Origin of the sequence: Salinivibrio sp. MA427, assembly GCF_001996115.1 — a bacterium.
GTDB lineage: Bacteria > Pseudomonadota > Gammaproteobacteria > Enterobacterales > Vibrionaceae > Salinivibrio > Salinivibrio costicola.
The window spans coordinates 1-7,001 of the sequence record NZ_MUFH01000221.1 but is presented as its reverse complement, the minus strand read 5'-3'; the positions used below and the strand labels follow the sequence as shown (position 1 = coordinate 7,001).

The window sequence follows — 7,001 nt, the reverse complement described above, 5'->3', positions numbered from 1 at the left end:
GCTTGGAGTGCGGCTTTTTCCGTTTGGCAGGTATCCAATTCTCGCTGTGTCTTTTTGAACATGACAGCAAACTTCCTTCTGTTCATTGGTTAGGTATGAGCGTATTCAACTTGTTGTGCAAAAAGTTTACGCACATGTGCTTATTATAGAGTGCAACGTTTGTTGCGTTTGATCTTTTCTCTCATGTCATCATGGAATCTAGCGTAGCCTGTGATTTTTGCTGTTTTGAGTCATGTTTAGAAACACAATAATTATGTGTATCTATGCGTCGCCGTGCTTCCTTTTCCCTGCGTTCTTACGTATTCTTTGTGATTAAGATCATGTTCACATATCAGCCTGTGTAACATTTTCATAAAGCATCCTTACAGTTTGTAACTAAAGTCCTTTTCTATTTTCAATAATTTCTGAAAATTCCAAATTTTCATTGATCCCACGCAAAGAAACTCCGTATTATCCCTCAGACGCATTGTGAGGGAGATCAAAATGGAGTTGTCACAAGAATTACGCAACGTTGTGATGCACTTTGGTGAGATGGGAAGCCGTTGGGGCTTTAATCGCTCAGTCGGTGAAATGCTAGCGCTGATTGTGCTAAGCGAACATCCTTTAAGCGCTGACGACATTGTGTCTGCACTCAACATTTCTCGCGGCAACGTCAGTATGGCAACCAAAGAGTTGCAAGGCTGGAATTTGATCCGCTCACAGCGTACCCCCGGAGATAGAAAGGATTACTTCGTGCCCAATGGCACTATCTGGGAGTTGGCGCAGCAGGTGCTTGCTGAAAGGAAAAAGCGAGAAGTCGACCCTACCTTATCGATGTTGCGTTCACATTTTATGCGAAGCGAAGACGACGCAGACAGTCACGCGGTGACGCAGTTACATGAGATCCACGATCTTTTGGAGCTGTTCAACCATTGGTTTGATGATGTGCAGCAAATGAAACCTGAACATCTGAAAAATTTGATGAAGCTGGGTAGCAGTGTCGGTCGGCTTCTTGAGCTGTCGGGCAAGTTGTTTCACAGCAAGTCCAACGAAGAATCGGGTAAGTAACGTCCTGAGGGTAATGTCATGTTAGATACATTAAWGTTGTCGCGAATGCAGTTTGCGGCCAACATCAGCTTCCATATTCTTTTTCCCACCATCACGATTGCACTCGGATGGATGCTGGTGTTTTTCAAATTCAGACACAATCGCACAGGTGAGCAAATTTGGCTCGACACCTATTATTTCTGGGTCAAAGTGTTTGCGCTGACCTTTGCGCTTGGGGTGGTCTCTGGTATCACCATGAGTTTTCAGTTTGGCACCAATTGGCCGGGCTTCATGGAAAAAGTTGGCAACATTGCGGGTCCTTTATTGGGCTATGAGGTGATGACGGCGTTTTTCATGGAAGCGACCTTCCTCGGTGTGATGTTATTCGGTAAAAACCGGGTGCCTAACTGGGTGCATACGCTGGCAACTTTGCTGGTGGCGATTGGTACCACGATTTCTGCTTTTTGGATCCTGGTACTCAATAGCTGGATGCACACACCAACCGGCTTTGAGATCATTGAAGGGGTGGTCCACCCAACCAGCTGGTTCGAGGTTATTTTTAACCCATCAATGCCGTATCGCTTAAGCCATATGCTATTAGCGTCAGGGCTGACCGCGTCTTTCTTAATTGCCGGTATTTCCGGGTCTGGGAGACCGAGCAAGGCGCGCCATTACTGCTTTTTGCGGTACCTAACGAACAAACACGTTCAAACGACTATGAAATCGGTATTCCGAATCTGGCCAGTTTGATTCTGACTCACAAACTCGATGGTGAAATCAAAGGCTTGGAAAGCTTTGAGTATCATCCACCGGTGAAACCACTCTTCTTTGGTTTTCGAATCATGGTAGGCGTAGGTGTGCTCATGTTGCTGGTGAGCTGGTACACCGCGTACCGTGTATGGCGAAACCAGCCAATGCCTAAGTGGCATCTGATGGGGCTTGTGGCGATGACCTTCTCAGGCTGGGTCGCTACCTTATCGGGATGGTATGTCACTGAGATTGGTCGTCAGCCTTGGCTTGTTCAAGGTGTATTGAAGACGGCGGATGCGGTGACGACAGTCGCCAGTTCTAATGTAGGGATTTCATTAACCATCTATCTCACCCTCTATGCCGTGTTAATGGTGGCCTACATTCGAACCCTGTTCTTCTTGGCGAAAAAACGTTTGCCAGAGTATCAATCTGACGACGCAAACACCGCGCAGTCAACTAAAGAGGTGAACGTATGACCATCACACCACATTTACCTGAAATCTATCTATTGCTCTTTGGGTTTACGGTATTTATGTATGCCGTACTAGATGGCTACGATCTCGGGGTTGGCATGTTGCTCCCGAGCTGTAACCAAGCACAGCGCGATCGCATGATTGCATCGATTGGTCCTTTTTGGGATGCCAACGAAACGTGGTTAGTGTTGGCGGTTGGTATTTTGTTGATTGCATTCCCAACCGCACATAGCTTGATTTTGACTGAGCTATACTTGCCGACCTCAGTGATGTTAGCGGGATTAATCTTGCGCGGGGTCTCCTTCGATTTCCGTGCCAAGGTGCGGCCTGAACGCAAAGATCTCTGGGATCGTTGCTTTAAAGCCGGCTCTTTTATTGCAGCGATGACCCAAGGCTACATGATAGGCCGTTATGTGTTGGCATTTGATGAAAGCATCGGGGCGTACTTGTTTGCCTTATTAAGTGGCCTTTGTGTGACCGCAGCTTACATCTATATCGGCGGAACCTGGCTGGTGATGAAGACTGAAGGCGATTTACAAAAGCGAGCGGCTAAATGGTCGCGTCGTGGTGGTTGGTTAGCCGCGCTAGGCGTCTTAGCCATTAGCATTGTGAACCCACTAGTAAGTGAAACGGTTGCCGCGCGTTGGTTTGGCTTCCCTGAGATCTTGCTGCTCGCCCCCGTTCCATTAGTGTGTCTGGCGATTATGGTGCTGGTCGACCGATATTTACGCCATGTACCGGTTGAAAATGACGTGGGATACCAATTCCCATTCATTGGCGCGATATTCTTGTTCGCATTAAGCTTTTTTGGCTTGGCCTATAGTTTCTTTCCGGACATCGTCCCAGGGGTAATGACAGCACAAGAGGCAGCGAGTGCACCAGGTACCTTATTGATTGTGGGTTATGGTGCCATGTTTGTGTTGCCGATGATCTTCTTGTACACCGTGTTTGTCTATCGTGTGTTCTCCGGTAAAGCAACGGATCTTAACTACGAGTAATCTCTCTCACTGTTAGCCGTTTAACTGTTTTATGAGCGCCCAGTCCATCTTTTGATGGCCTGGGCGCTTTTTTTATCCCTACATATTTGCCATTAACGCGGAAAAAGATAGTCACCCTAAACATTGGCTGCGTTAAATATTACATCTCGCTGGATTAGCTCTCCTGTCTATCAAGCAAAGACCTAATTTTTTCTGAGACCATTACGTTAGAGCTTGGTACTCGATTCCATTTTTGTCTTATTTTATCTGATGATCGGCGATATGAGCGGATTTTCGTTGGTTTGTTACGCTTTTTAGCGTTTTTGATGATGATGTCGCTGGAAATGAGTGAGGCTAAATCATAGCGCTTCTCTTGTTTATGGCCCTTAATAATCGCTTATGATAGTTGTAATTGTGGTTATTTATTGAACGATTTGATGATAAATACTGCTATCAGTACAAACAATTAGGTGACAAAAGACTGAGGTTAAAATTGACCTAAATCATTGTTTTGTCTATATCTTGCTGTTTTTGGGTGAGGGTGGGTGTAGCAAATTGGTTAAAAATAATGTTTGAGATCTAATGATTAGCGTGTAAGATTATCTTTAACTAATCGTTCAATTAAAAAAACGAATGGAGACGTAATGCCTAAGGTAGGGATGCCGGAAGTGCGGAAACCGCAGCTGGTTAAGGCCACGATGACGGTTATCGGTCGAGTAGGACTGCATGCAGCCACGATTTCTTTGATCAGTAAGGAAGCCGGCGTATCAACAGGCATTATTAACCACTATTTTGGTGGTAAGCATGGCTTGCTAGAAGAAACCATGCGCGTGGTTCTACGTGAGCTATCGGCGACGGTGATTAGCGCATTGCGTGAAACCCCACGCCACCACCATCAGGCGCGCATTAACGCGATCATTAACGCTAACTTTGAAGGGTTTCAGGCCAAATCCGATGTGGTTAAAACGTGGTTAGCGTTCTGGTCGTATGCCATGCACGACGAAGAATTACACCGTTTACAACGCGTGAACGAAAAGCGCCTACTGTCGCATTTGCGCATTGAGCTACGTGCATTATTGCCGCTTAATCAGGCGGTGATGGTCGCTCAGGGGATTGCGGCGTTGATCGATGGTATTTGGTTGCGCGGTGCATTGAACCCTAAAGGTATTGATGCCAACAACGCGCGAACCATCATCAATGATTATTTGGATAAGCAATTGACCTTTTATGGTCGTCCTCAGGGCTAAGGCCGCAAACGCCTGACATATACACTCGAATACAAANCACAAATTGATCAAGCCTCGGCAGACGATGTGCAAGCGGCGGTTGACGCGGCTAAGCAAGGTTTTAAGGTCTGGTCGCGTATGACAGCGATGGAACGTAGCCGTATTCTACTAAAAGCCGTTGCCCTGTTACGTGAGCGTAATGATGAATTAGCGAAGCTCGAAGTACTCGACACCGGTAAGCCGATGCAAGAAGCGGTCGAGGTTGACGTGGTCACCGGTGCCGATGCGATTGAGTATTTCGCCAATCTTGTCCCGTCCATGCAGGGCGAGCAACAACCGCTTTCTGAAAACCAATTCTTCTATACCCGTCGTGAGCCACTTGGCGTGTGTGCAGGCATTGGTGCATGGAACTATCCGATCCAGATTGCGATGTGGAAGTCAGCACCTGCCTTGGCCGCTGGTAATGCCATGGTTTTCAAACCGTCTGAAGAAACACCGCTAACCGCCTTAAAACTGGCAGAAATTTTTGCCGAAGCAGGGATGCCAGCCGGTGTGTTTAATGTGGTTCAAGGTGACTACCGTGTGGGCCAAATGCTGACTGCACACCCTGAGATTGCCAAAGTCTCGTTCACGGGTGAAGTCGGAACCGGTAAAACGGTCATGGGTGACGCGGCTAAAACACTCAAGTCGGTCACTATGGAGCTAGGCGGTAAATCACCTTGTATCGTGTTTGATGATGCAGACCTTGATAATGCGGTATCGGCAGCCATGGTCGCGAACTTCTATACCCAGGGTGAAGTGTGTACACACGGCACCCGTGTATTTGTTCACGACAGCATTTACGACGCCTTTGTTGAGCAACTGAAAGCGCGTACGGAAAAACTCGTTATCGGTGACCCAACCGATATGAACACCCAGGTCGGTGCGCTGATCTCGACTGAACACCTTAATAAAGTGATGACGGCGATTGAAACGGCAAAAGCAAGCGGTGCAACCTTGCTGACCGGTGGTTATCGCGTCACTGAGAACGGGCTTGATAAGGGTAACTTTGTCGCGCCAACCATCTTTACAGACTGTGATGACAACATGGCGCACGTGCGTGAAGAGATTTTTGGCCCTGTGATGTCGGTATTGCGTTTTTCTGATGAGGAAGAAGTCGTTGCCCGTGCCAACAATACCCATTATGGCTTAGCGGCAGGTATCTTTACGCAGAATTTATCGCGTGCTCACCGCATTATTCATCAGCTTGAAGCCGGTATTTGCTGGGTCAACACCTGGGGTGACTCACCCGCAGAAATGCCAGTTGGTGGCTACAAACACTCAGGTGTCGGTCGTGAGAATGGTGTCGAAACCCTCACACATTATACCCAAACCAAGAGTGTCCTGATTGAGCTTGGCGACTTCGCCAGCCCTTACGCCTAATTTCTAACGGAGCGACCAATATGTCACAACGCTACGATTATATTATCGTCGGCGCGGGTTCGGCCGGCTGCGCATTGGCCGATCGGCTGACCGAATCTGGCCAACATCAAGTGCTACTGCTTGAAGCGGGCGGTACCGATAAGAGTATTTTTATCCAAATGCCGACGGCTTTGTCGATTCCTATGAACACCAAGCGCTATGCCTGGCAGTTCGAGACATTGCCAGAGCCAGGCCTTGATGGACGTGAACTTCATTGTCCCCGCGGTAAAGTGCTCGGTGGCAGCTCATCGATTAATGGCATGGTGTATGTCCGTGGTCACGCTTGTGACTATGAAGAGTGGGTTGAGCATGGTGCCAATGGCTGGGATTACGCTAGCTGCTTGCCGTATTTTAAGCGTGCTGAAAGTTGGTCAGGCGGGGCAGATACCTATCGTGGTGGTAACGGTCCTGTCGGCACTTGCAACGGTAACGACATGAAATTAAACCCATTGTATCAAGCTTTTATTGATGCAGGGGTGGAAGCTGGGTATCCAGAAACCAAAGATTACAACGGTTATCAGCAAGAAGGCTTTGGCCCAATGCACATGACCGTCGATAAAGGTGTGCGTGCCTCAACATCAAACGCCTATCTGCGCCGTGCCTTGAAGCGTAGCAACCTCACCTTGAAAAAAGGCGTGGTGACGCGCCGTATCTTGCTAGAAGGTAAGCGTGCTGTCGGTGTGGAATTTGAAAAAGGCGGCAACATCGAGCATGTGATGGCGGATAAAGAAGTGATCTCCAGTGCCGGCTCTGTTGGGTCGCCTCAGCTTTTACAGCTATCCGGTATTGGTGCGCGTGACGTGCTCGAAAGTGCAGGTGTTGATGTTCAGCACGAGCTGCCGGGCGTCGGTGAAAATTTGCAAGACCACCTCGAGGTGTATTTTCAATTCCATTGTAAGCAACCCATCACGCTGAACAGCAAACTGGGCCTTATTAGCAAAGGCATGATTGGTACCGAGTGGATCCTGACCCGTAAAGGCTTGGGCGCGACCAACCATTTTGAATCTTGCGCCTTTATTCGCTCACGCGAAGGACTGAAGTGGCCAAACGTGCAGTATCACTTTTTGCCTGCTGCTATGCGCTATGAC

4 protein-coding genes and 2 pseudogenes are annotated in these 7,001 nt (G+C 48.1%); all 6 read left to right on the top strand.

The window, feature by feature from the left end:
* Nucleotides 1–483 precede the first annotated feature (483 nt).
* A complete protein-coding gene (locus tag BZG79_RS12145; protein ID WP_021022513.1) occupies nucleotides 484–1,047 on the top strand; it encodes a MarR family transcriptional regulator in 564 nt (187 codons plus the stop codon).
* An 18-nt stretch (nucleotides 1,048–1,065) separates the two neighbouring features.
* Nucleotides 1,066–2,252, top strand: a pseudogene (locus BZG79_RS12140) (cytochrome ubiquinol oxidase subunit I).
* A gap of 2 nt (nucleotides 2,253–2,254) precedes the next feature.
* Complete coding sequence (cydB, locus tag BZG79_RS12135) at nucleotides 2,255–3,247, top strand: cytochrome d ubiquinol oxidase subunit II (protein WP_101494530.1); 993 nt, start codon at nucleotides 2,255–2,257, stop codon at nucleotides 3,245–3,247.
* Between the two features lie 623 nt (nucleotides 3,248–3,870).
* A complete protein-coding gene (betI, locus tag BZG79_RS12130; RefSeq protein ID WP_077774495.1) occupies nucleotides 3,871–4,473 on the top strand; it encodes a transcriptional regulator BetI in 603 nt (200 codons plus the stop codon).
* 39 nt (nucleotides 4,474–4,512) lie between these two features.
* Nucleotides 4,513–5,874 (top strand): annotated as a pseudogene (gene betB, locus BZG79_RS12125) (betaine-aldehyde dehydrogenase); the annotation flags it as partial.
* 20 nt (nucleotides 5,875–5,894) lie between these two features.
* Nucleotides 5,895–7,001, top strand: a 1,107-nt coding sequence (locus BZG79_RS12120) for a choline dehydrogenase (protein WP_077774493.1), incomplete at its 3' end; no start/stop codon positions are given.

Bases quoted from the DNA above. Each gene is read 5' to 3' on its own strand.
- BZG79_RS12145 (WP_021022513.1), top strand. From the start codon at position 484: ATGGAGTTGTCACAAGAATTACGCAACGTTGTGATGCACTTTGGTGAG.
- betI (WP_077774495.1), top strand. From the start codon at position 3,871: ATGCCTAAGGTAGGGATGCCGGAAGTGCGGAAACCGCAGCTGGTTAAG.